Source organism: Micrococcus sp. KT16 (assembly GCF_003315015.1).
Taxonomy (GTDB): Bacteria; Actinomycetota; Actinomycetes; order Actinomycetales; family Micrococcaceae; genus Micrococcus; species Micrococcus luteus.
Map to the genome: position 1 here is coordinate 13,725 of NZ_QNRG01000004.1, position 23,022 is coordinate 36,746.

The following is a 23,022-nucleotide window of genomic DNA, read 5'->3' on the forward strand; positions in this document are numbered from 1 at the left end:
GCACGAGAGGACCCGCGTGAGCGACGAGACCACCCCCCAGACCCCGGACGAGCCCGTCGAGGGCGCCCCGACCCCGCAGCCCCCGCAGACCGGCCTGGACATCGAGGTGGAGCACTACGTGCTCCCCGAGGGCGCCGCCGACAAGGTCGAGCCCGTCGACCTCGAGTCGGAGATGAAGCGCTCGTACCTGGACTACGCGATGGCCGTGATCGTCGGCCGCGCGCTGCCGGACGTGCGCGACGGCCTCAAGCCCGTGCACCGTCGCGTGCTCTACGCGATGTACGACGGCGGCTACCGCCCGGACCGTGCGTTCAACAAGTCCGCCCGCGTGGTGGGCGACGTGATGGGCAACTACCACCCGCACGGCGACACCGCGATCTACGACGCCCTCGTGCGCCTCATCCAGGACTGGGTCCAGCGCTACCCGCTGGCGCTCGGCCAGGGCAACTTCGGCTCCCCGGGCAACGACGGCGCGGCCGCCCAGCGCTACACCGAGACCAAGATGGCCCCGCTGGCCATGGAGATGGTCCGGGACATCGACGAGGACACCGTCGACATGCAGGACAACTACGACGGCAAGCAGCAGGAGCCCGTCGTCCTGCCCGCCCGGTATCCGAACCTGCTGGTCAACGGCTCCTCGGGCATCGCCGTCGGCATGGCCACGAACATCCCGCCGCACAACATGCGCGAGGTGGCCGCGGGCGTGCAGTGGTACCTCGAGCACCCCGAGGCCACCCGCGAGGAGCTGCTCGAGGCGCTCCTGGCCCGCGTGCACGGCCCCGACTTCCCCACGGGCGCCCAGATCCTGGGCCGCAAGGGCATCGAGGAGGTCTACCGGACCGGCCGCGGCCCCATCACCATGCGCGCCGTGGTCAACGTGGAGGAGATCCAGGGCCGCACGTGCCTCGTGGTCACCGAGCTGCCCTACATGACCAACCCGGACAACCTCGCCGCGAAGATCGCGGAGATGGTGCGGGACGGCAAGATCAACGGCATCGCGGACATGCGCGACGAGACCTCCGGCCGCACCGGCCAGCGCCTGGTGATCGTGCTCAAGCGCGACGCCGTCGCCAAGGTGGTGCTGAACAACCTCTACAAGCACACCGAGCTGCAGTCGAACTTCTCGGCCAACATGCTCGCGCTCGTGGACGGCGTGCCGCGCACCCTGTCCCTGGACGGCTTCGTGCACCACTGGGTGAAGCACCAGATCGACGTGATCGTGCGCCGCACCGCGTTCCGCAAGCGCAAGGCCGAGGAGCGCGCGCACATCCTGCGCGGCCTGCTCAAGGCCCTGGACATGCTGGACGAGGTCATCGCGACCATCCGCCGCTCGGCCTCGGCGGACGTGGCCCGCGAGGCCCTCAAGGAGCTCCTGGACATCGACGACGTCCAGGCCCAGGCCATCCTGCAGATGCAGCTGCGCCAGCTCGCTGCCCTGGAGTCCCGGAAGATCCAGGACGAGTACGACGACCTCATGGCGAAGATCGCCGAGTACAACCGGATCCTGGAGTCCCCGCAGCGTCAGCGCGAGGTCATCTCCGAGGAGCTCGCCGAGATCGTGGCCAAGCACGGCGACGACCGCCGCACCGAGATCATGGCCGGCTTCGACGGCGACATGTCCATCGAGGACCTGATCCCCGAGGAGGAGATGGTCGTCTCCATCACCCGCGGCGGCTACGTCAAGCGCACCCGGATCGACCAGTACCGGTCCCAGGCGCGCGGCGGCAAGGGCGTGCGCGGGGCGACGCTGCGCGGCGACGACGTCGTCGAGCACTTCCTCACCGTGTCCACGCACCACTGGCTGCTGTTCTTCACGAACTTCGGCCGCGTGTACCGCATCAAGACGTACGAGCTGCTCGAGGCCGGCCGCGACGCGAAGGGCCAGCACGTGGCCAACCTGCTCGCGTTCCAGCCGGACGAGCGGATCGCCCAGATCCAGCCGCTCGTGGACTACGGCCGGGCCCCGTACCTCGTGCTCGCCACGCGCGGCGGCCTCGTGAAGAAGACGCCGCTGCTGGACTACGACACGAACCGCACCGCCGGCCTGATCGCGATCAAGCTGCGCGAGGGGGACGAGCTGGTCTCGGCCCGCGTGGTCTCACCCGACGACGACCTCATCCTGATCTCGCACAAGGGCCAGTCCCTGCGGTTCACCGCCACGGACGAGGCGCTGCGTCCCATGGGCCGTGCGACCTCGGGCGTGACCGGCATGAAGTTCCGCGACGACGACTCCCTGCTGACGATGGACGTGGTGGAGGAGGACGGCTACGTCTTCACCGTCACGGACGGCGGCTTCGCCAAGCGCACCCACGTGGACGAGTACCGCCTGCAGAACCGCGGCGGCCTCGGCATCAAGGTCGCCAAGCTCGTGGACGACCGCGGCGAGCTCGCCGGCGGTCTCGTGGTGCGCGAGGACCAGGAGGTCCTCGTGGTGATGGCCTCGGGCAAGGTGGTGCGCTCCGCCGTCGCCGGCGTGCCGGCCAAGGGCCGCGACACGATGGGCGTGATCTTCGCCAAGCCGGACAAGCGGGACCGGATCGTCGCCGTCACCCTGAACAATGAGCAGGAGATGGAGGCGAAGGCGGACGCCGAGGCCGAGGCGGGGCCGGATGTACCCTTGGACGCAGACATCGACCCGACCGACCCCGTAGCCGCACCGGAGGACGCCCTGACGCAGGACGCCGGTGAGGGTGCAGACGGAGGAGAGCAGTGAGCACGTCCGCGTCGTCGCGTCCCGGCCAGGGGCGGAGCACCGGGAAGGCCGCCGAGCCGCGGTCCGGCCGCCCGGTGCGCAAGGCCAGCGGGTCCTCGCAGGAGGACCTGGTCCGCGCCGTCCCGAAGGCCAAGGTGCGCCGCGCCCGCCTGGTCCTGACCCGGGTGGACCCGTGGTCCGTGCTGAAGCTGGCGTTCCTGCTCTCGGTGGCGCTGGGCATCCTCACGGTGGTGGCGGCGGTGGCGCTGTACTCGCTGTCCGACGTCCTCGGGATCTTCGACAGGGTCAACGACGTGATCGGCACCGTGCTCGGCTCCGAGGCCGGGCGCTACACCGTGGCGTCCCTGGCCCCGCTGAGCACCGTGACCTCGCTGGCCACCGTGCTGGCCGTGGTCAACGTCATCCTGCTGACCGCCCTGGCCACCGTGGCCGCGCTGCTCTACAACCTCTGCGCGAGCCTCGTGGGCGGCCTCGGCGTCACGCTGACGGACGACTGAGCAGACCCTCGACGACGCCCCGCGCGGATTTGCGCGGGGCGTCGGCGTTCCTGTACAGTCATCTCCTGTTGTGAACGGCGTCAGCCGTGAGCGACGGTGAGGGCGTATAGCTCAGGCGGTTAGAGCGCTTCGCTGATAACGAAGAGGTCCCAAGTTCAAGTCTTGGTACGCCCACTCCCACCACACAGAGCCCCGGTCCGCTGGGGCTCCGTTCGTCTCCGGAGGTCTTCCCATGGGTCGACTGGCACGCGTGGCCCTCGTGGTCAGCGCCGCGGCAGCCGCCTATGGGGCGCGTCTCTGGCGGGAGAACAGTGCGGGGAAGGACGTCTGGGCCACGGCCACGGACGACCTGCCGGAGGACGCCGACGGCGTCGAGCCGGCACCGGAGGACTGACCGGTCCTCACGGGGGCATGGCGCAATTGGTAGCGCACCTGCTTTGCAAGCAGGGGGTTAGGGGTTCGAGTCCCCTTGCCTCCACCGAAGAAGGGCCCGGGAGTCGTGAGACTCCCGGGCCCTTTCGTATGCCCAGGGTGGCCGCCGGCGCCGGCACCGTGGGCAGAAACCGGCGACCCGGGGGCTCCTGGGGCACAAACCGCAGGACTTCGGGCCCCGTGGGCAGAAGAGAGGGCGTTTCTGCCCACGGAGGGACGGGGATGGCCTGCCCCGAACCCCCGCCGCCGGACCCGCCCACCGCGCCCACCGTCGTCGTGCGTGGTGTTGGATGGTCCGGTGAACACCACCATCGACACCCCGTCCCCCGACCGACCCGCCTCTGGGCAGGGCACTCCGGCCTACGCCCGGGTGCCCGCGAGCTACTACGACATCTTCGTGGGCGTCTTCATCGCCCTCCTCATCCTCTCCGGCGTCACCGCGGCCAAGCTCTTCTACGGCCCCACCGTCCCGGTCATCTCGGACCTCTTCTACGACGGCGGCCCCCTCATCTTCGACGGCGGCGCCTTCCTGTTCCCGTTCGCGTACATCGTCGGCGACATCCTCGCCGAGGTGTACGGCTGGCGCCGGGCCCGCCGGGCCATCGTCCTCGGCTTCGCGATGCTCGTGCTCGCCGCCCTCACCTACACGGTGGTCTCCTGGACCACGCCCGTCGAGGGCTTCGAGGTGTGGGACCAGGCCCTCGCGCCCATGCTGCGGATCACCGTGGCCGGCTTCGTCGCGTTCCTCGTGGGCTCCCTGCTCAACGCGTCCATCGTGGTCCGCCTCAAGGAGCGCATGAAGGAACGGCACGTGGCGTTCCGGCTCATCCTCTCCACCGTGGTCGGCCAGTTCTTCGACACCCTGATCTTCTGCACCATCGCCTACGCCGGCACCATCTCGCTGCTGGAACTGGCGAACTACACGGTGACCGGCTTCGCGTACAAGACGCTCGTGGAGATCCTCATCGTGCCGGTGACCCTGCTCGTCATCCGCGCCCTCAAGCGCCGGGAGCCCACCTACCGGGCACCCGGCTTCGAGATCCACCGCGACGACGATCCCGCCCTCGCCCCGGCCGCGTCCCGCTGACCCGCACGGGCCCCGGCGTCGGCCGCGCCGGGGCCCGTCCGTCGCGCGCACCCCGCCCAGCGACTACCGTCGGTGCCATGGGCAAGGACCTCTTCGAGCACGAGCAGCAGCAGACCCTCAGCCGTGAGCAGGCCGCCGCACGCCTACGCGACCTCGCCGACCAGCTCTCCCGGCAGAACGAGGTGCGGGTCGAGCACGGCGGCCGCGACGTCGTCGTCACCGTCCCGGACCGCGTGGGCCTCGAGGTGGAGCTCGAGGTCGAGGACGGCGGCGACGCCGAGCTGGAGATCACCCTCAGATGGTGACCGGCCCCGGGGCGGCCGCTGCCTCCCCGTGCCTCAGAACGTCCAGAGCTCCCCGGGGGCCAGGCGCCGGTAGTCGGTCACGCCCTCGGCGAGACCCGAGAGCACCCGATCCACCACGCCCTTGCCGTCCTCGCTGAGGATGCCGTCGTGGATGGGGCGGGTGTGCGTCGCCGCGATGGCCCGCATCTGGTCCACCACGTCCGCGATGCGCAGCCACGGCGCCGCGGCGGGCAGCAGGAGCACCTCGACGTCGGCGTCCGGCACCGTGAACGAGTCGCCGGGGTGCAGCACGGCCCCGTCCACGAGGTAGGACACGTTGACCGGGCGCGGCACCTCGGCGTGGATCACCGCGTGCTCCCCGCCGAGCACCTCCACCCGGAAGCCGGCGGCCTCGAACGTCTCTCCGGGGACGGCCGTGTGCACGCGCCCGGCGGCGAGCCCCGCCTCCGCCAGCGGCCCCGTGAGGTCCCGTGGCGCCCAGACGTGCGCCTCCGTGCCGGCCAGCGCCCGGGCCAGCTGCTCGGGGACCACGTGGTCCGGGTGGCCGTGCGTCACGAGGACGGCGTCCGCGCCGTCCAGGACCGCCGCGTCGCTGAACGCGCCGGGGTCGAACGCGAGGCGTCGGCCGGCCTTCTCGAGGCGGACGGCCGAGTGGCCGAAGAGGGTCAGGGTCGTGCTCATGCGGATCACTCCTCCGCCCGGCGTCGGGATCCCGGGCGCTCCCAGCCTCCCGCGTGCTCCCGGCGGTGGACAAGGCCCGCGCCCCCTCGGTCCTGCCGAGGATGCGCGGGCCGGGTGCCGTCCGCTGCGCGCTCAGGGCGCGGGGGAGCGGGTCAGCGCTGCTGCCCGGGCTGGACGCCCAGCACCTTGGCGTTGGCGGCGGCCACCGGGTCCGGGGCGGCGGTGTCCACGCGCACGCCCTCGCCCGCCGCGGCCGAGCCGGCCTCGGCCACGACCTTCTGCTGCTGGGCGTAGGGGTTGTTCGCCTCCACCACCGGGATGTTCGCGGTGATCGGGCCCGGGACCGGGGCGGTCCACGGATCCTGCACCGGCTTGGTCAGGCGCCACAGGGCGTAGCCGGCGCCGGCGGCGGCGGCCGCCATGCCCGCGACGATCCAGGCGCGGCCACCCGAGCGGGAGGTCCGGCGACCGGCGGCACGGTTCAGGTCCTTCTCGGCCGCGCCGGCGTACTGCTCGGCACCCTTGCGCAGGCGCTGCACGATCGCCTTGTCCCCGGTGAGCCTGATCAGGGCCTGCTCCAGGGCGTCCGGGACCTCGACGTCGTGGGCGGTCTTGCGGGCGTGCGCGGCACCGTCGGCCAGGCGGGCGGCGGCCACGGGGAGGACCTCCTCCTTGCGGCGCTGGGCGTAGTCGCCGGCGTCGGCCAGGCGGGCCTGCACCTGCGGGCCCACCTTCCCGCCCTGCTCCTGCAGCGCGGACAGACCCGTGGCGAGGAGGCCGGCGAGGGTCAGGCCGCCCGCGGCGGCGGCGTCCTTGGCCTGGCCAGCGCGGTCGCTGAACAGGGCGGCGGACCGCTGCGCGTCCTTACGGGCGCCCTTGGCGGCCTGGCGGCCGTCCCGGCGCAGCTGCTTGGCCTTGCGGCCCCCACGATGGCGGCCCTTCTTCGCGGCCTTCTCAGCGTCCTTGCGCGCCGCGGCGAACTGCTGCTGCACCTCGTGGCCGGCGTCCTGCGCCTGGGCCTGCAGGTGCTCGAGGAAGTCCTGGACGGTGTCCACGCCCTTGGCGACGGCGGGGGCCAGCAGCCCGTACTGGTGCGCGACGGCCTCGCCGGCCTTGCGCGCCCCACGCTCGACCACGGGGCCGTACTCCTGCTTGGCGTCCTGGGCCTTGCGGCGGCCCTCCTCGGCCGCGGCGGAGCCGCCGATCAGCCCGTAGGCCGCGGCCACCTCGCTCCAGGCGCGGGTGGACTCCACCTTCGGGGCGGCCCAGTGGCGCAGGTTCTCCGCCTGGCGTGCGACGAACGCGTTCGCGCCGCCGTCGTGCTGGATCTCGTCGTGCAGGGTCGTGCGAGCCATGTGATGCCTCCCGTGGGTTCTGGATGGTCGTTGAACGCGGTGGTCCTCGAGGCCCAGCCTAGTGGCCGACCCCCGCCGTGGCACGGGTCCCGGCACGCCGGGAGTGCGTACGCCGATCGCGGAAGACCCGCCCCCGGACGGCGGGATCCGGACGGCCCGCCGCCGCGGATGGAACAATGGGGCGCATGGCGAACAAGACGCACACCGCGACCATCCACACGAACCACGGCGACATCGTCGTCGAGCTGTTCGGCAACCACGCCCCGAAGACCGTGAAGAACTTCGTGGGCCTCGCCACCGGCGAGCAGGAGTGGACCCACCCGCAGACCGGTGAGAAGAACAACGGCGCCCCGCTGTACTCCGGCACCGTGTTCCACCGCATCATCAAGGACTTCATGATCCAGGGCGGCGACCCGCTCGGCATGGGCATCGGCGGCCCCGGCTACCAGTTCGGCGACGAGATCCACCCCGAGCTGCAGTTCGACCGTCCCTACCTGCTGGCCATGGCCAACGCCGGCCCCGGCACCAACGGCTCGCAGTTCTTCATCACCTCCGTGCCCACCGGCTGGCTCAACGGCAAGCACACCATCTTCGGCGAGGTGAAGGACGAGGCCTCCCAGAAGGTCGTGGACGAGCTCAACGCCGTCGCCACCGATCCCCGTGACCGCCCGCTCGAGGACGTCGTCATCGAGTCCATCGACATCGCCGAGGCCTGAGCAGCCCCTCGGTGAGCACCACCCCCTCTGACCCGCACGGCCCGGACTCCGCGGACGGCACACCCCCGGTGTGCCCGCGGCATCCGGGCCGTGCGGCGTATGTGCGCTGCGCCGTCTGCCGGCGCCCCGCGTGCCTCGACTGCCAGCGTCCCGGCTCCACGGCCGGACCGGTCTGCGTGGACTGTGCGTCCGGCGTCGTGGCCGGCCCCGGTCCGACGGCGGCCCCCGCCGCCGGCGCCGCCGCGTCGGTCCCGGCCCGACGGCGGACGGGCTTCGCCGCCTCGCCCGTCACCTGGATCCTGCTGGCGGTCACGGTGGTGGTCTACGCGGCGCAGTGGATGACCCGGGATCAGGCGTCCGGCGTGACCGAGGCGCTCTGGTACGCCGGGCTCTACACGTCCCCGTACGGCATGGAGCCGTGGCGGATGGCCTCCTACGCGCTCGTGCACGACGTCTCCGGCCCCACGCACCTGCTGCTGAACATGCTCGCGCTGTGGGTGATCGGGCGCGTGCTCGAGCCCGCGCTGGGCTGGTGGCGGTTCCTCGCCCTCTACGTGCTCTCCGCCGTGGGCGGTGCGGTGTTCGCGCTGTGGGTCTCGGACCCGCTGCAGCCCGTCGTCGGGGCGTCCGGCGCCGTGTACGGCATGTTCGCGGCTCTGTTCCTGCTCACCCGGGTGCGGGGCGGGCAGGTGCGCTCGATCGCCGTGCTGATCGGCCTGAACCTCGTCTTCTCGTTCCTGCTGCCCGGGGTGGCCTGGCAGGTGCACGTGGGTGGGCTGCTGACGGGCGCCGTCGTCGCCGTCGTGTTCTCCCTGGCCGGCGGGCTGCGGCCCGGCCGCGCGCGCGTGCCGTCCGTGGGCGCCCAGGCAGCCGGCCTCGTGGTCGTGGCGGCGGCGCTGGCGGCGCTCACGGTGCTCGGCGCCGCACGGGTCACGGTGGCCGGCCTGCTCGGCTAGACCGTCGTCCCCGACCGTCCCCGGAGTTCTCCACAGCCGGGTGTGCACTTCTTCCCACAGGGGTGTCCACACCTGTGGACAACTCCGGGGACAACTCGTCTCCGGGCGGGATCGTGCGGATCGGCCATCCACAGGGTTGTCCACCGCTGTGGAGAACTACACGCGTGTCATTCGCTCCAGCGGGACATCATCAGGAACCCGACGAGCGCGATGCCGAAGCCCACGAGGATGTTCCAGCCGCCGATCTGCACGATCGGGAAGAGGCCCTGGGTCAGGTAGTAGACGATGATCCAGAGCAGGCCGAGGATCAGCAGGCCGAACATCACGACCTTGTACACAGGGGAGAGGGGCTTCGGACCCGGGTCCACGTCCCCGAGGTCCGTCCGCACGGCGGAGCGGCTGCGGCGCGCGGCCTCGAGCTCCTCGCGCTTCCGACGGGCCGAGTCCTTGCGCTTGCCGGCGGGTGCTGCCACGGGTCTTCTCCTCGGGTGGGGGGGTGATGGGCGCCCCCACCGGCGGAGACCGGGGCGGGGACGGTATCCTGCTGACCTGCCCAGGACCGGGGTCAGCGACGTGCCCGGCCAGTCTATGCACCCCGCTCCCACGCGGCGGGGAGGAAAGAGCGCCCCCGTGCAGAGCCCCCAGGTCTCCGTCCTCGTCGTCGACAACTACGACAGCTTCGTCTACACCCTGGTGGGCTACCTCGAGCAGCTCGGGGCCCGCACCACCGTGATCCGCAACGACGAGGTCACCCCCGCCCGCGCCCTCGAGCTCGCGGCCGAGCACACGGCGGTGCTCATCTCACCCGGGCCGGGCGCGCCCGCCGACGCCGGTGTCTCCCTCGACCTCATCCGCTCCGCCGCCGACGGCGGCCGCCCGCTCTTCGGGGTGTGCCTGGGGCACCAGGCCATCGCGGAGGCATTCGGCGCCACCGTGACGCACGCGGAGTCCCTCATGCACGGCAAGACGTCCCTGGTCCGCCACGGTGGGCACCCCATGTTCGAGGGCGTCCCCTCGCCGTTCACCGCCACCCGCTACCACTCGCTGGCCGCCGTGCGGCCCACCGTGGGCGAGGCGGTCCTGGAGATCACCGCCGAGACCGAGGACGGCGTCGTGATGGGACTGGCCCACCGCACCGCGCCCCTGTGGGGTGTGCAGTTCCACCCCGAGTCCGTGCTCACCGAGGGCGGCTACCGGATGCTCGGCAACTGGCTCGAGTCCGTGGGGCTCTCCGGGGCCGCCGAGCGCGGCGGCCGGCTCTCGCCCCTCGTCCGCCAGGACTGACCGGTCCCGGGGCCCGGTTCGCGGGTCCGACGGCGCCCCGTCCGCTCAGGTGGACGGCGGCGGGTCGATCGAGGGCTCGGGGTCCGGCGTCAGCGTCGGCAGCGGGTCCACCGGCGTCGCGGTGGGCGAGGTGCTCGGCGACTGCTCGGTCGGCTCCGGCGAGGTCGACGGGGCCGCCGACGGCGGCGACGGGCTCTGCGTCGGCGACGGCGTCGCGGTCGTCGGATCGGGGCTGGGCGTGGCCGAGGCGGACGGCGAGGGTGACGGCTCCGCGCTCGCGGAGGGCTCGGGGCTCTCCGTCGGCGGGGGGCTCGGTGGCGCGGACGCCGACGGCGTGGGCTCGGGCGCCTCGCTGGATGGCGGGGCCGGCTCGGAGGGCTCGGCCGTGGGCGCGATCCACGAGGAAGCGGTCAGGGTCAGGGAGGAACGGTTGTCCACGCGGACGCCGGCGGGCGGATCCTGGGCCACGACCGTGCCGGTGTCGGTGGTCGCGCCGTCCTCGTCCTGGATCCGCACGCGCAGCTCGGGGGCGCTCAGCGCCAGCTGACGCCGCGCGTCCGGAGCGCTCATCCCCACCACATCCGGCACGTCGACCATGCCGCTGGACAGGTGCAGCACCACGGAGGAGCCGGGCGGCACGTGCGTGCCCATCGCGGGGTCGGTGCGGGCGAGCAGCCCGCGCTCGAGTCGGCCGTCGTCCTGGTACTGCACGGAGGAGACACGCAGGCCCAGCCGTTCCAGCTCGCGGCGGGCCGCGTCCTCGGACAGCCCGTGCAGGGAGTCGGACAGCGCGATGCCCTCCTCGCCGCGGGACACCCGGATCCGCACCTCGGCCCCGCGGGGCACCTCCGTGCCCGTCGGCGGGTCGCTCTGGGTGACGGTCCCGTCCGGGGCGTCGGCCATGTACGCGGACGAGACGACGGCCACCAGGCCTGCGTCCTCGAGCGCCGCGACCGCCTCATCCTGCTGCAGCCCCACCACCGTGGGCACCTCCACGGTGGTGCGCAGGGCCGCCGCGAGCCACGGCGCCAGGACCAGGACCAGCGCCACCAGGACCGCGCCGGCCGCCAGGAGCGTGCGCCGGCGGAGGCGCCGGCGGACGCGACGGTGCGTGGCCGTCGCTGGCGCCGGCGTGTCCCCTTGCGGTTCGGGCCGGGGCGTCGCGACCGCACCGGGCATCACCGGCTGGCCGACCGTCACCGGGCGGGGGCCGTCCATGGCGGCGGCGGCGGCAAGCTGCGCGGCGGAGGCGGCGCCGAGCAGTCCCGCACCCGCCACGGCATGGTTCGCCGCCTGGGGCTGTGCGGCGTCCGGCTCGGCCGGGACGGAGGGCGTCGGCCGGGTCAGCGGGACCGCGGCCGTCGGCACATCGGCCCCGTGCTCCGCGGCCGCGGCGCCCAGCACCGCGCCGACGAGGGCGGGAGGGACGGCATCGAGCGGCGGGGTGTGACGGCCGGGGCCGGCGTGCGGATCCGCGGCGGCCTCCTCGAGGGCCGCGAGGAACGCGGCGCCCGTGGGGAACCGGTCCTCCGGATCCTTGCGCAGGGCGCGCAGCACCACGGGGTCGAACGCGGGCGGCAGGTCGGGGTCGACGTCGGAGGGTGCCGGCGGCTCCTCGCGCACGTGCTGGTAGGCCACGGCCAGCGGCGTGTCACCCGTGAAGGGGGGTCGGCCCGTGAGCAGCTCGAACAGCAGGCAGCCGGCCGCGTAGAGGTCGGCGCGGCCGTCCACGGTGCGGCCCGTCGCCTGCTCCGGAGCCAGGTAGAGGGCCGTACCCACCACGGCCTGGGTCTGCGACGTGGTGGCGGAGGTGTCGGCCAGCGCATGGGCGATCCCGAAGTCCATCACCTTCACGGCGCCCGTCTCCGTGACCATGACGTTCGCGGGCTTCACATCGCGGTGGACGATGCCCTCCTCGTGCGCGTGCTCGAGCGCTTCCAGCACGCCCCGGGTCCAGGCCACGGCACGGTCCGTGCCCACGGCGCCCTCGGCGTGCAGGATCTCCCGCAGCGTCCGGCCGGAGACGAGCTCCATCACCAGGAACGGGCAGTCCACCGGATGGAGGCCGTCCTCGAGGGAGACCTCGCCCGTGTCGTACACGGAGACGATCGAGGGGTGGTTCAGGGAGGCCGCCGAGCGTGCCTCCTTGCGGAAGCGCGCCTGGAAGTGCGGATCGCGCGCCAGGTCCCGGCGCATCAGCTTGACCGCCACCGGGCGGTGCAGCCGCAGGTCCTCGCCGCGGAAGACGTCCGCCATGCCGCCGCGCCCGATCAGCTCACCGATCCGGTACCGCCCGTTCAGGATCCTCTGCTCATCCACAGACACGTCCGCGTGCCCGTCCCGCCCGCCGCTCAAGCGGAGGGCGTGGCGTCGGCGGACGAGGCCTCCGCACCACGCGCGTCAGCGGACGGGTCGGTGGTGGGCTGGCCCGTCGGCGCCGTGGACTCGCCGGAGGACTCCGTCGTCGGATCCCCCGTGGGTGTCGTCGGCTCCTCGGTCGGCTCCGGCATGGGCTCCGGGTCGGCGGTGGCCGTCGGGGATTCGGCGGTGGGGGACGGGCTGGGCTCGTCCGAGGCCGACGGGCTCGGCTCGCTGCTCGGCTCCTCCGACGCGCTGGGCTCCGGCTCCGAGGCGGGCTGGGAGGCCTCGCGGGTCGGCGCGGCGTCGGACCCGCCGGTGGCCACGATCAGCTGCACGTGCGTGTCATAGCGGTGACGCTCGCCCTCGCCGGGCACCACGCGCACCACCTCGCCGTCGGCGCCGTCGGCGGACGGGTCGTCCACCCGGTCCACGGTGAAGCCGCGGTCGCGCAGCGTCTGGATCGCGCTGTCCACGGGCTGGCCCACGAGGCCCTCCGGGATGACGCCCTCCCCGGTGGAGACGGCCAGCGTGACGGTCTCACCGCGCTGCAGCGCCCCCACGGGGTTGATCTCCTCGACGGTGCCCTGCGGGCTCTGCGCGTCGCGGTCCTCCTCGCGCACCGCCAGGCCGAGGCCCTCGAGCTCGGCGCGCACCTCGCTCACGGGGCGACCCTTGTACGCCTCCGGGTCCACGTTCACGGACGACTCCTCCTGCGAGGTCGCCGGCGCCGAGCCGCCGTCGCCGCGGCCACCCGTGAGCAGCGGCCACAGCAGCGCCCCCAACAGGGCGAACACCACGAGACCGAGCAGCGCCCACAGCGGCCAGGGGTTGGCGCGTCGCCGGCGGGCGGGCGCGGAGCCGCCCCCGGCGGGCGGGCCCGGGTCCACGACGTCGCCCGGGCGGGTCTGCTGGTCGCGCACGGCGGCGATCTCGTGGTCGCGCGTGCTCGCGCTCGCGGCGGCGCCGGCCGCACCGGCCGCGCCCACGGCCGCCGCACCGGCGGCGCCGGGGCCGCGGGCGTCGTCGTCGGTGCGGGGCTGGGCCGCGGTCACCGGCAGCGCCGCGGTGGCGGGGGAGCCGTCCGTCCGGATGCCCTCGGCGCGGGGATGGGTGGTGCGCATGCCGTCGTAGTCCAGGGGAGCGGTCTCGGCGCCCGAGGGGTCGGCCACGCCCTGCTCCTCGAGGAAGACGGCCAGGCCGGGCACGGCCTCCACGGCGCCGCAGGTGTCCTTGCGGCGCAGCGCGTCGGCGGCCTCCGAGAGCGCGGTCGCGTCCGAGGGCCGCTCCCGGGGGTCCTTCGAGAGCATGCACATGATCAGGGCGCGCACCGGGGCCGGGACGGTGTCCGGCAGGGGCGGCGGGGTGTCGTTGACCTGGGCGAGGGCGATCGCGATCTGGGACTCGCCCGTGAACGGGCGATGCCCGGCGAGGGCCTCGTAACCGATGATGCCCAGCGAGTAGAGGTCGGAGGAGCCGGTGGCTTGCTGCCCCGTGGCCTGCTCGGGCGCGAGGTACTGGGCGGTGCCCATCACCTGGCCGGTGGCCGTGAGCGGGACCTGGTCCGCCAGGCGCGCGATGCCGAAGTCCGTCACCTTCACCCGGCCGGTGGGCGTGATCATGAGGTTGCCGGGCTTGACGTCGCGGTGCACGAGCCCCTGGGCGTGGGCCGCCGAGAGCGCGGCCGCCGTCTGCGCGATGATCCGCAGGGTCCGCTCGGGGGAGAGCACCTTCTCCTTCTCGAGGATGGAGGACAGCGGCTGGCCCGGCACGAGCTCCATGACGAGGTAGGCGGAGCCCTCCTCCTCGCCGTAGTCGTAGACGTTGGCGACGCCGGGGTGGTTCAGCAGCGCGGTGTGCTGGGCCTCCGCCCGAAAGCGGCGCAGGAAGTTGGGGTCACCCGTGTACTCCTCCTTGAGGATCTTCACGGCGGTGTTCCGGCCCAGGACCTTGTCCCGCGCCTTCCACACCTCGCCCATGCCGCCGATCGCGATGCGATCGGTCAGCTGGTACCTGCCGCCGAGGGTGATGCCCGATGTCGGCCTCATTCCGTGACCACCGCTTCCATGATTGCCTTCATGCCACTGACGACTGTCTGATGTCCAACCCCCGGCGGCTCGTCCTCCACCACGATCGTCACGGCCGCCCGGGGGTTCTCGCTCGCGTCGAAGCCGGTGATCCAGGAGTGCACGTTGCCCGTGTCCCCGACCTCGGCCGTGCCCGACTTCGCCGCGATCCGCACCGTGTCCGACTGCACGGATCCCAGGATGCCGTCCTCCACCGCCGAGACCATCATGTCCGAGACCTGCCCGGCCACCTCGGGGGTCGTGGCCCGGCCGCGCTCACGGGGGCTGAACTCCTGCACCGTGGTGAGGTCCGAACGGCGGACCGCCTTGATCAGCTGCGGCTCCATGACCACGCCGTCGTTCGCGATGCCGGCGGCCACCATAGCCATCTGCAGCGCGGTGGCCTGCACGTCCCGCTGGCCGATCGAGGACTGCGCCAGCGCGGCGTCGTCCAGGTCGGAGGGGAACACGGAGCCGGTCACGGGCAGCGGGTAGTCGAAGGAGTCGTTGAAGCCGAACCGCTCGGCGACCTCCCGGATCCGGTCCTGGCCCAGCTCGACGGCGGCCATGGCGAACGGCGTGTTGCAGGACTGCGCCAGCGCCCACGTGAGGGTCTGACGCCCCACGGTGTTGCACGGTGAGCCGTCGTAGTTGGGCAGCTCCGTGGTCGTGCCGGGCAGCGTCCACGCGGCGGGGATGTCCACCGTCCCGTCCGGGGTGTAGTCACCGGACTCGAGCATGGCCACCGCGTCGATCAGCTTGAACGTGGAGCCGGGGGACACGAGCTGCTCCGCGGCGCGGTTGCGGTACGCGCTGGCACCGGGGATCTGGTCGATCGCGGCCATGGCCGCCTGCGCCTCGGCCGGGCTGTGCGAGGAGAGCGCGTTGGAGTCGAAGCTCGGCTTCGACACCATGGCCAGGATCTCGCCTGTCGTCGGGTCCGTGACCACGGCGGAGGCGCGCACGCCGTCCGGGAGCGCGTCGTACGCCAGGCGCTGCAGCTCGGGGTCGATCGTCAGCTCCACCTGGTCGCCCTCAGGCGTGGCACCCGTGATGATCTCCATGGCGCGGTCCACGAACTGGGACGTGGGGGTGCCGGAGAGCTGCTCGTTCATGGCCGCCTCCAGCCCGTCGGTGCCGTAGGTGAGCGAATAGAAGCCTGTGAGCGGGGCGTACAGCTCGGGCTCGTGGTAGACGCGCTGGTAGTGGTACGCGTCGTCGGAGGGGACGGACTCGGCGATCGGCTCGCCGTCCACGAGGATCGGCCCGCGCGGGGCGCCGAACTCCAGGAACATCTGCCGCGAGTTCAGGGCGTGCGTCTTGAGCTGGTCCGCGGCCAGCACCTGGATGACGGACGCGGCCAGCGCGAGCACCAGGATCATGGCCGCCATGACGGTCCACGTGCGTCGGATCGCCTCGTTCACCGCTCCTCACCTCCTCCCGGGGGCACGGCCGCCGCCGGGAGCGCCGTGCCGGGGTCGAGGTGGCCGGCGCCGGGCCCGGACGCGTTGACCATCCCGTCCACGACCACGGGACGGCGGGCGGCGTTCGAGATGCGCAGCACGAGCCCCACGATGATCCAGTTGGCCAGCAGCGACGAGCCGCCGGCGGCGAGGAACGGCGTCGTGAGGCCGGTGAGCGGCAGCACGAGGGTCACGCCGCCCATCACCACGAACACCTGCCACGCCATGGTGAAGGCCAGGCCGGAGGCGAGCACCTTGCCGAACGCGTCGCGCACGCCGAGGGCGGCGCGCATCATGCGGGTGACGAGCAGGAGGTACAGGACGAGCACGGCGGCCAGGCCCACGAAGCCGAGCTCCTCGCCGATGGCCGTGAGGATCATGTCCGAGAAGGACAGCGGCACCTGGGTGGGGTTGCCCGCGCCCAGGCCGGTGCCCATCAGCCCGCCTGAGGCCATCGCGAACAGGCCCTGGACCACCTGGTAGGAGCCGCCGAAGTCGCGATGGTAGATCTCGGGGTCGAAGGCCCTCAGCCAGATCTCGAACCTGGCGGTCACGTGCGGCATGAACAGGAACGCCAGCGCCGCGCCGAAGGCGATCAGGCCCAGGCCGAGGAGGATCCAGGAGGCGCGGGACGTGGCGATGTAGAGCATCGCCATGAACATGCCGAAGAACAGCAGGGCCGAGCCCAGGTCGCGCTGGAACACGAGCACGCCGAGCGCCAGGAGCCAGCCGGCCAGCAACGGGCCGAGGTCCCGGGCTCGGGGGAAGGTCACCGGGCCCACACGGCGGCCGGCCAGCAGGATCAGGTCGCGGTTCGCGGAGAGGTAGCCGGCGAAGAAGATGGCCAGCGTGATCTTGGCGATCTCGCCGGGCTGGAAGGTGCCGAATCCGACGTCGATCCAGATCCGCGCCCCGTACATGCTCAGGCCCAGCCCGGGCACGAGCGGCAGGAGCAGCAGCACGCCGGACGCGGCGAGGAACAGGTAGGGCCAGCGCCGCAGCACCCGGTGGTCGCGCACCAGGAACACCAGGGCGGAGGCCACCAGGACGGCCAGGACGGACCACACGAGCTGCGAGGTGGGGTTGGCCATCGCGGCGTCCTGGCTCAGCCGGTGGATCATGGCCAGGCCCAGCCCGTTGAGCAGGGCGGTGATCGGCAGCATGAACGGGTCCGCGTAGGGGGCCCGCAGCCGCAGGACCACGTGCAGCACGAGGGTGGCGGCGCCGAAGACGCCCAGCGGCACCCAGGCGGTGGAGTCCAGCGGGGCGTCCGTGCCGATCATGCCCAGCAGGTCCGCCCCCAGGGCGATGGCCAGGGCGGCCAGCAGCAGGACCAGTTCGATGTTCCGGCGCGGGCGTGCGGGGGAGATCACCTCGGTCACGGGGCCTCACCTCCCGTCGCGCTCGGGGACGACGCCGGGCTCGTCGGCGCGGTGGAGCCGGACGCGTCCGAGGGGCGGGCGGAGGACGACGACGGCGTCGTGCTCGGCCGGGCCCGCTCGGAGGGCTCACCGGCGGGGGCGGGGGCGTTCGGGTGCAGCGAGTCGCGCAGCTCGGCGACGATCTGCTCCGCGTGGTCCACGTCCCGGGCGGGCATGCCGGCGTTCACGCGGTCGCGTGCGTACGCGGGCAGCGCGTCCACCGGGAGGTCGGTCTGGCGGTCCACGTGGGACAGCTCGAGCGGGCCCAGCCGCTGGGAGACGCCCTTGAACACGGCGATCCGGCCGTCGTTGGCCCCCACGTAGTACTGCGTCTGGGTCCACAGGTAGCCCCACACGGCCACGGCCGCGAGGGTGAGGGCGAGCAGCGTGGTGAACACGGGGATGAACCAGCCGCGGCGGTACTGCACCGGGCGGTCGTCCTTTCCACGCCGCCGACGCGCGGCCCCGTCCTCGGGGCCGCCGGCGGGCCCGGCGGTCGCCGGGGCCGGGGTGGGGGCCGTGGTCATCGGCTCGGCGGCCTCGTCGGACGGGTGGTCGGCAGCGGTGGCGGCCGGTGTGGCGGCGGAGGAGGAGCCGGCGGCGGCAGCGGTGCCGCTCGGCGCGGCGGGCGGGACGGAGGCGTCCGGGCGCGGGGCGGCGGCGGGATCCGGCCCGTCCGTGAGGACGGCCGCGGTGCGCCGGGGACGGTTCTCCGGCACGGGCGTCTCGCCGAGCAGGGCGGCGGCACGGCGGCGCGTGGAGCTGCGGGTGACCACGGGAATGCGATCGGTCTTCACGGCGTTGGAGGCCGCGCCGACGAGCAGGTGAGGCCGTGCGTCCAGGTCCTCGCGCAGCAGCAGGCCGGAGACCGGGCCGACCTCGGGCGGGTGGGCGGCGGCGAGGGCCTGCTCGGACAGGTGGACGTCCGGGACGGGGGCCAGCTCCTCCGCCGTGCCCTCCGCGATCTCGAACGCCACCACGGTGACGTTGTCCGGGGCGCCGCCCTTGAGGGTGAGGTCCACGAGGGTGTCGACGGCCTGGTTGAGAGCCTCCGAGTCCCGCAGCACCTCGTGGATCTTCTCGGGGGGGACCACGTCCGTGAGGCCGTCCGAGCAGAACAGCCACCGTTCTCCGGGGGCGACGGGCACCTCGAACACGTCCAGCTCGGGGGAGGCGTCCACGTCGCCGAGCACGCGCATGAGCACGTTCTTGTTCGGGTGGAACGGGGCCTCCCCGGCCTCGAGGCGCCCCTCGTCCACGAGCTTCTGCACGAACGTGTGGTCCGTGGTGACCTGGGAGAACTCGCCGTCCGCGAGCCGGTAGGCACGGGAGTCGCCGATGTGCGCGATGTGCAGCGTGGTCCCCGCGAGCAGGCCGGCGGTGCACGTGGTGCCCATGCCGGCGAGCTTGGGGTTGGCGTGCACCAGCTCGTTGAGGATCAGGTTGGCGTTCTGGATCTCGTCCGGCAGCACCGTGGCCGGGTCCTCGTAGCCCACCGCATCCAGCGGGGCCAGATCCAGCACCGTGGACGCGCTTGCCACGTCGCCGCCCACGTGCCCGCCCATGCCGTCCGCGAGCACGACCAGATGACGGCCCACGTAGGCGGAGTCGTCGTTCTTGGCACGGACGCGGCCGACGTCGGAGCGGGCGGCGTAGCGGAGGACGAGGGTCATGGGTCAGGCCTCGAGCTCCATGACGGTCTTGCCGATGCGGATGGCCGTGCCGGGGCCCACGGGCAGCGCGCGGGTCACGGGGGCGCCGTTGACGTAGGTGCCGTTCGTGGAGCCGAGGTCCTCGAGGAACCAGCGGGTGCCCTGGGGGAACAGCCGGGCGTGGCGGCCGGAGGCGTAGTCGTCCACGAGCACCAGGTCGGCGTCCTGGGCGCGGCCCATCAGCAGGGGACGGCCCTCCAGGGCGATGGTCTGCCCGGCCTTCGGGCCCTCGACCACCCGCAGAGTCCGGGACAGCCGCGGGGCCGGCGTCGTCGGCGCGGACGCGGCGGGGGACGGCGTCGACGCGGGCGCGGGGCGGTCGACCGCGGACGAGCCCGCCCCGGCGGCCCCGGCCGCGGGCACCGCGGTGACCAGGCCGGCGTCGCGCTGGGCCTGCTGGAGGCGTGTCTTGTTGCGTCGGCCGACCACGAGGTCGCGGCCCTGCGCCATGACGATGGAGATGATCAGCACCCACAGGGCCAGCAGCAGGCCCATGCGGAGCACGGCGACGGCGAGCTCGCTCATGCGCGGCCCCCCGTCCCGCCGAAGAACAGCAGCTCGGTCTGGCCGACGGTCACCACGTCCCCGTCGCGCAGGGTGACGGAGCCGTCCACGCGGCGGCCGTTGACGAGCACGCCGTTGCGACTGCCCAGGTCCAGGAGCGTGACCGTGGAGCCGACGGTGAGCAGGCGCAGGTGTTCGCGGGACACCGAGGAGTCCGGGATCACGAGGTCGGCACGCTCGGCCGAGCGGCCGAGGATGAGGTCGTCCCCGTCCAGGGGGAGCATGCGGCCGTCCAGCTCGAGGGCCGGGCCGGCGGGCCCGGTCACGGGGCGGCCCATCACGACGGTCGGCTGGTCGGCGTGGGCGGGGGCGGCGGGCGCGGCCGGGGCGGCGGGCGCGGCCGGGGCGGCGGCCCGGCGGGGCGCCGGACGGGGTCCGACGCGCGGGGCGGGGGAGGGCTCACGGGGCGCGGCCGCCGGCAGGTCCTCGACCAGTCGGTCCGGCGCCGCGGCGGAGGCTCCCGGGCCGTGGGCGGTGGCGGGCGAGGCGCCGTCGTCGTGGGGGGCCGGGGCGGTGAGCGAGCCGTCGTCCAGGCGGGTGACCACGCGCAGGTCCCCGGCGCGCACGTCCGCGTCCGGGTGGAAGGCGACCCGGACCGTGCCGGGCAGCGCATAGCCCTGGGAGTCGGCGTGGCGGATGACCTCGTCGCACAGCTCGCTGGCGAGGGTGGACCCCCACGAGCGGGCGCGCTCGAAGTCGGCGGGGGAGAAGTGGACCACGTAGCTGTTGGGCGCGACCGTGTGGCCCTCCGACAGGGCGAGAGACTCGTCGTCCATCGCCTGCCGCAGGGCCGAGGCGATCTCCACCGGCTTGACCGCCCGCGGACCGCCGGCCGAGAAGGCCGAGCGCACGACCCGCTCGAGGCCGCGTTCGAGGTTGTCCAGAAGTCCCACGACGGGGCCCCTTTCCACAGTTGTCCGTCCCGATACTACGGGCCGGGCTGGGAGACCGCCGAGAACAGCGGGATCCTGCCGGGTGGAACGCGGGTGGGAGAGGTGCCGGAGGGGGCGAGCCGCGGGGGTGGTGGGGACGCGGGGGCGGGCGTCGGGGCCGATTTGCGCGCCCGGGCGAGCGGGGGTTAGAGTATTCCTCGCTGCCTGTGACGGTCGCCGGATGTCCGGGGCTGAGAGCAGGAAGCCGCTCGCGCGAGTGGCGGAATTGGTAGACGCGCTGGCTTCAGGTGCCAGTGTTCGCAAGGACGTGGGGGTTCAAGTCCCCCCTCGCGCACCGAGGACGAAGGCCCCGGAACCACACGGTTCCGGGGCCTTCGGCGTTCCCGGGCTGGTCCGGGCGCAGGGCCGCCCGCCCGACGCCGGCCCTCACGGCTTGACGCACACCACCGGGACGCGCGCCTCGAGGATGATCTGCTGCGCGGCCGATCCCAGCAGCAGCTTGCCCACGGGGGAGCGGTGCTTCACGCCCACCACGATCCGGCTCGCGCCCACGCGCTCGGCGTGCTCGAGCAGGTCGCCGACGGCGTCCCGGCCGCGCTCCTGGGCGTGCGCCACGGACGCGACGACGCCGGCCTCGCGCGCCTCCGCCTCGTCCGGCTCGGTCCCGTCGAGGGAGAACCAGACCACGTCCTCTCCGCGCAGGGCTGCCTCGGCCAGGGCGGCCCGCCAGGCCGCGGCGCTCTCGGGGGTGCTGGTTCCGGTGCTGATGATCGTCATGGGGACCACTGTGCGTCATGGACGCGGCCCCCGTCACCACCCGGACCGGTTGTCGTCGGTCACTCTGCGGACGCAGAGTGCACGCCGCCCCGCCCCACTGCTACCGTGACCTCCACCACTCGCACCTGTCCCCGGCGCCACTCCCTGGCGGCGGGGTGTCTCTGTTAGGAACCGCCATGTCCTCCACCTCCCCCGACGGCCCCCCGCGCCGACGCACGGGGATCGGCCGGATCGTCTTCAGTGTGATCGCGGTGCTCACCGTGCTCGCGGCCTCCGCCTTCTCCATCCGCTCGGCCTCGGGAGGCAACGACATCCGCACCAACCTGACCCTCATCGCCCCCGCGGCCGCCGGCGGCGGCTGGGACTCGTTCCAGCGCGAGCTGCAGCAGGCCATGCGCGTCAACGGGCTCGTGAACAACGTCCAGGTGGTCAACATTCCCGGCGCCGGTGGCAACATCGCCCTCGGTCAGCTGACCACGCTCGAGGACGCGAACAACCTCATGGTGGGCGGCACCGGCCAGATCGCCGCCCACGCGGCCCGTGGCACCGGCCCCGAGCTCTCCCAGGTCACCGCGGTCAGCCGCGTCGTCGAGGAGTACAGCCTCGTGGTGGTCCCGGCGGACTCGCCGTATCAGACCATGGACGACCTGGTGACCGCCTGGCGCGTCGACCCCGCCCACGTGGCGTGGACCGGCGGCGGCTCCTTCGACCAACTCGTCATGGCGGACATCGCCCGCACGGCCGGCGTGCCGGTCGCGGACACCACCTACATCCCGTCCGACGGCGGCGGCGAGGCCATCCAGGCCCTGCTCAACGGCACCGCCCAGGCCTCCGCCGGCGGCTTCGCGGACATCTACCCGCAGGTCGAGGCCGGCCGACTGCGCGCCCTCGGCGTGGTGGCGGCCGAGCCGCTGGCCGGTGTGGAGGAGATCCCGACCCTGCGCTCCCAGGGCTACGACGTCACGCTCACCAACTGGCGCGCCCTGTTCGCGCCACCGGGCATCTCCGCGGAGGAGCGCACCGAGCTCGAGGCCCTCATCGCCGAGGCGGTCGACACCCCCGAGTGGAAGGAGGCGGTGCAGCGCAACTACTGGAACCCCGTGCCCCTCTCCGGCACCGAACTCGAGGAGTTCATCGCCGCCGAGAAGGAGCGCATCGGCACGCTGACGGAGGAGGTCAAGTGAGCCAGGCATCCACCGTCTCCCCCGCCGCCGACGCCCCCTCCCGCTGGGGACGCGCCGCCGGGCTCTCCGCGCTCGTCATGCCGGCCGTGCTGGCCGCGTTCAGCCTCTACCTGCTGCTGGGATCCCTGGCCATGGACACCGAGGGCGCCGACTTCCCCGGCCCGGACTTCTTCCCGCTGATCCTCGCGGTCGCGGGCCTCGTGATCGCCGCCGCGCTCGCGGTGGAGGTCGTGCGCGTGCGCCAGGCCCCCGAGGGGCAGGCCGACGCGGACGGCGAGGTCGGCCAGGCGGCCGGTCCGCTGACCCTGTTCCACTCGGACTTCGGCGCGCTGGCCTGGTGCTTCCTCGGCTTCCTCGCGTTCGCCGTCCTGCTGCCCTGGCTGGGGTGGATCCTCGCCGGGGCGCTGCTGTTCTGGTGCGTCACCCGCGCGTTCGGCGCCCCGCATCCCGTGTTCGACATCCTCGTCGCCCTGTTCGTCTCCTCGCTGGCCTACCTCGGCTTCGCGGTGGCCCTGGGCCTGACCCTGCCCTCGGGCATCCTGGGAGGTGGCTTCTGAC

At 73.4% G+C, this 23,022-nt stretch carries 21 protein-coding genes and 3 tRNA genes; 13 read left to right on the forward strand and 11 right to left on the reverse strand.

Features of this window, described 5'->3' with window-relative positions; genetic code table 11:
* The first annotated feature begins 16 nt into the window (after positions 1-16).
* From gyrA to DE149_RS04810, 7 genes are all read left to right on the forward strand, one after another.
* Positions 17-2,713: a DNA gyrase subunit A gene (gene gyrA, locus DE149_RS04785; protein ID WP_113914087.1), complete on the forward strand. Its 2,697-nt coding sequence runs from the start codon at positions 17-19 to the stop codon at positions 2,711-2,713.
* Entirely contained in the window at positions 2,710-3,210 is a 501-nt protein-coding gene (locus DE149_RS04790; protein ID WP_010079768.1) for a DUF3566 domain-containing protein, read from the forward strand. The genes gyrA and DE149_RS04790 overlap by 4 nt, the downstream gene beginning before the upstream one ends.
* Positions 3,211-3,310: 100 nt before the next feature.
* A tRNA-Ile gene (locus DE149_RS04795) sits at positions 3,311-3,384 on the forward strand.
* A gap of 58 nt (positions 3,385-3,442) precedes the next feature.
* Positions 3,443-3,604 carry a hypothetical protein gene (locus DE149_RS11675; RefSeq protein ID WP_020624432.1) on the forward strand — a complete coding sequence of 54 codons (162 nt, stop codon included), beginning with the start codon at positions 3,443-3,445 and terminating at the stop codon, positions 3,602-3,604.
* A gap of 11 nt (positions 3,605-3,615) precedes the next feature.
* A tRNA-Ala gene (locus DE149_RS04800) sits at positions 3,616-3,688 on the forward strand.
* Positions 3,689-3,940: 252 nt separating this feature from the next.
* The gene (locus DE149_RS04805) at positions 3,941-4,729 is read left to right on the forward strand and encodes a queuosine precursor transporter (protein ID WP_100057478.1); all 789 of its coding nucleotides are present in this window, start codon (positions 3,941-3,943) and stop codon (positions 4,727-4,729) included.
* Between the two features lie 77 nt (positions 4,730-4,806).
* Positions 4,807-5,034 (forward strand): amphi-Trp domain-containing protein, encoded by a 228-nt coding sequence (locus tag DE149_RS04810; protein WP_113914088.1) that lies wholly within the window; start codon positions 4,807-4,809, stop codon positions 5,032-5,034.
* 33 nt (positions 5,035-5,067) lie between these two features.
* Here the strand turns inward: DE149_RS04810 and DE149_RS04815 are convergent, their stop codons facing one another.
* Positions 5,068-5,715, reverse strand: coding sequence for an MBL fold metallo-hydrolase (locus tag DE149_RS04815; protein WP_036314438.1), 648 nt, complete (start codon positions 5,713-5,715; stop codon positions 5,068-5,070).
* A gap of 152 nt (positions 5,716-5,867) precedes the next feature.
* On the reverse strand, positions 5,868-7,070 hold the full coding sequence (locus tag DE149_RS04820; RefSeq protein ID WP_020624436.1) for a hypothetical protein: 1,203 nt from the start codon (positions 7,068-7,070) through the stop codon (positions 5,868-5,870).
* Between the two features lie 185 nt (positions 7,071-7,255).
* On the opposite strand from DE149_RS04820, the gene DE149_RS04825 reads away from it, so the two are divergent.
* Together DE149_RS04825 and DE149_RS04830 are read left to right on the forward strand one after the other, a co-directional pair.
* Positions 7,256-7,786: a peptidylprolyl isomerase gene (locus DE149_RS04825; protein WP_036314440.1), complete on the forward strand. Its 531-nt coding sequence runs from the start codon at positions 7,256-7,258 to the stop codon at positions 7,784-7,786.
* Positions 7,787-7,797: 11 nt separating this feature from the next.
* The gene (locus tag DE149_RS04830; RefSeq protein ID WP_230297379.1) at positions 7,798-8,742 is read left to right on the forward strand and encodes a rhomboid family intramembrane serine protease; all 945 of its coding nucleotides are present in this window, start codon (positions 7,798-7,800) and stop codon (positions 8,740-8,742) included.
* A 167-nt stretch (positions 8,743-8,909) separates the two neighbouring features.
* On the opposite strand, the gene DE149_RS04835 is transcribed toward DE149_RS04830, so the two are convergent.
* Complete coding sequence (locus DE149_RS04835) at positions 8,910-9,215, reverse strand: cell division protein CrgA (protein ID WP_113914089.1); 306 nt, start codon at positions 9,213-9,215, stop codon at positions 8,910-8,912.
* A gap of 157 nt (positions 9,216-9,372) precedes the next feature.
* On the opposite strand from DE149_RS04835, the gene DE149_RS04840 reads away from it, so the two are divergent.
* The gene (locus DE149_RS04840) at positions 9,373-10,026 is read left to right on the forward strand and encodes an aminodeoxychorismate/anthranilate synthase component II (RefSeq protein WP_113914090.1); all 654 of its coding nucleotides are present in this window, start codon (positions 9,373-9,375) and stop codon (positions 10,024-10,026) included.
* Between the two features lie 45 nt (positions 10,027-10,071).
* Here DE149_RS04840 and pknB read toward each other — a convergent pair whose 3' ends face one another.
* Genes pknB through DE149_RS04875 form a run of 7 tightly spaced genes read right to left on the reverse strand, consistent with a single transcriptional unit; the run spans position 10,072 to position 20,503 of the window.
* Positions 10,072-12,345, reverse strand: a complete 2,274-nt coding sequence (gene pknB / locus DE149_RS04845) for a Stk1 family PASTA domain-containing Ser/Thr kinase (RefSeq protein ID WP_113914091.1) — start codon at positions 12,343-12,345, stop codon at positions 10,072-10,074.
* 32 nt (positions 12,346-12,377) lie between these two features.
* Positions 12,378-14,432, reverse strand: coding sequence for a protein kinase (locus DE149_RS04850; RefSeq protein WP_113914092.1), 2,055 nt, complete (start codon positions 14,430-14,432; stop codon positions 12,378-12,380).
* Positions 14,429-15,874, reverse strand: a complete 1,446-nt coding sequence (locus DE149_RS04855) for a penicillin-binding protein 2 (protein WP_036384638.1) — start codon at positions 15,872-15,874, stop codon at positions 14,429-14,431. The genes DE149_RS04850 and DE149_RS04855 overlap by 4 nt, the downstream gene beginning before the upstream one ends.
* The gene (locus DE149_RS04860; RefSeq protein ID WP_036314455.1) at positions 15,871-17,295 is read right to left on the reverse strand and encodes an FtsW/RodA/SpoVE family cell cycle protein; all 1,425 of its coding nucleotides are present in this window, start codon (positions 17,293-17,295) and stop codon (positions 15,871-15,873) included. The genes DE149_RS04855 and DE149_RS04860 overlap by 4 nt, the downstream gene beginning before the upstream one ends.
* Entirely contained in the window at positions 17,292-19,007 is a 1,716-nt protein-coding gene (locus DE149_RS04865; protein WP_113914093.1) for a PP2C family serine/threonine-protein phosphatase, read from the reverse strand. The genes DE149_RS04860 and DE149_RS04865 overlap by 4 nt, the downstream gene beginning before the upstream one ends.
* A gap of 3 nt (positions 19,008-19,010) precedes the next feature.
* Positions 19,011-19,571, reverse strand: a complete 561-nt coding sequence (locus DE149_RS04870) for an FHA domain-containing protein (RefSeq protein WP_113914094.1) — start codon at positions 19,569-19,571, stop codon at positions 19,011-19,013.
* Positions 19,568-20,503, reverse strand: a complete 936-nt coding sequence (locus DE149_RS04875) for a DUF3662 and FHA domain-containing protein (protein ID WP_113914095.1) — start codon at positions 20,501-20,503, stop codon at positions 19,568-19,570. Before DE149_RS04875 ends, DE149_RS04870 begins: the two co-directional genes overlap by 4 nt.
* Before the next feature lie 250 nt (positions 20,504-20,753).
* Here DE149_RS04875 and DE149_RS04880 point away from each other — a divergent pair.
* Positions 20,754-20,837: transfer RNA gene (locus tag DE149_RS04880), tRNA-Leu, on the forward strand.
* A gap of 92 nt (positions 20,838-20,929) precedes the next feature.
* On the opposite strand, the gene DE149_RS04885 is transcribed toward DE149_RS04880, so the two are convergent.
* Entirely contained in the window at positions 20,930-21,280 is a 351-nt protein-coding gene (locus DE149_RS04885) for a universal stress protein (RefSeq protein ID WP_041103511.1), read from the reverse strand.
* Positions 21,281-21,456: 176 nt separating this feature from the next.
* On the opposite strand from DE149_RS04885, the gene DE149_RS04890 reads away from it, so the two are divergent.
* Both DE149_RS04890 and DE149_RS04895 read left to right on the forward strand, forming a co-directional pair.
* Positions 21,457-22,464 carry a tripartite tricarboxylate transporter substrate binding protein gene (locus DE149_RS04890; protein ID WP_102708244.1) on the forward strand — a complete coding sequence of 336 codons (1,008 nt, stop codon included), beginning with the start codon at positions 21,457-21,459 and terminating at the stop codon, positions 22,462-22,464.
* Positions 22,461-23,021: a tripartite tricarboxylate transporter TctB family protein gene (locus DE149_RS04895; protein WP_102708243.1), complete on the forward strand. Its 561-nt coding sequence runs from the start codon at positions 22,461-22,463 to the stop codon at positions 23,019-23,021. Before DE149_RS04890 ends, DE149_RS04895 begins: the two co-directional genes overlap by 4 nt.
* Position 23,022: the final 1 nt, after the last annotated feature.

What these genes read in the sequence shown, in the direction of transcription:
- DE149_RS04890 (WP_102708244.1), top strand. Translation starts at nt 21,457, where the DNA reads ATGTCCTCCACCTCCCCCGACGGCCCCCCGCGCCGACGCACGGGGATC.
- DE149_RS04850 (WP_113914092.1), bottom strand. Translation starts at nt 14,432, where the DNA reads ATGAGGCCGACATCGGGCATCACCCTCGGCGGCAGGTACCAGCTGACC.
- DE149_RS11675 (WP_020624432.1), top strand. Translation starts at nt 3,443, where the DNA reads ATGGGTCGACTGGCACGCGTGGCCCTCGTGGTCAGCGCCGCGGCAGCC.
- DE149_RS04870 (WP_113914094.1), bottom strand. Translation starts at nt 19,571, where the DNA reads ATGAGCGAGCTCGCCGTCGCCGTGCTCCGCATGGGCCTGCTGCTGGCC.
- DE149_RS04885 (WP_041103511.1), bottom strand. Translation starts at nt 21,280, where the DNA reads ATGACGATCATCAGCACCGGAACCAGCACCCCCGAGAGCGCCGCGGCC.
- DE149_RS04825 (WP_036314440.1), top strand. Translation starts at nt 7,256, where the DNA reads ATGGCGAACAAGACGCACACCGCGACCATCCACACGAACCACGGCGAC.
- DE149_RS04820 (WP_020624436.1), bottom strand. Translation starts at nt 7,070, where the DNA reads ATGGCTCGCACGACCCTGCACGACGAGATCCAGCACGACGGCGGCGCG.
- DE149_RS04810 (WP_113914088.1), top strand. Translation starts at nt 4,807, where the DNA reads ATGGGCAAGGACCTCTTCGAGCACGAGCAGCAGCAGACCCTCAGCCGT.
- DE149_RS04815 (WP_036314438.1), bottom strand. Translation starts at nt 5,715, where the DNA reads ATGAGCACGACCCTGACCCTCTTCGGCCACTCGGCCGTCCGCCTCGAG.
- DE149_RS04865 (WP_113914093.1), bottom strand. Translation starts at nt 19,007, where the DNA reads ATGACCCTCGTCCTCCGCTACGCCGCCCGCTCCGACGTCGGCCGCGTC.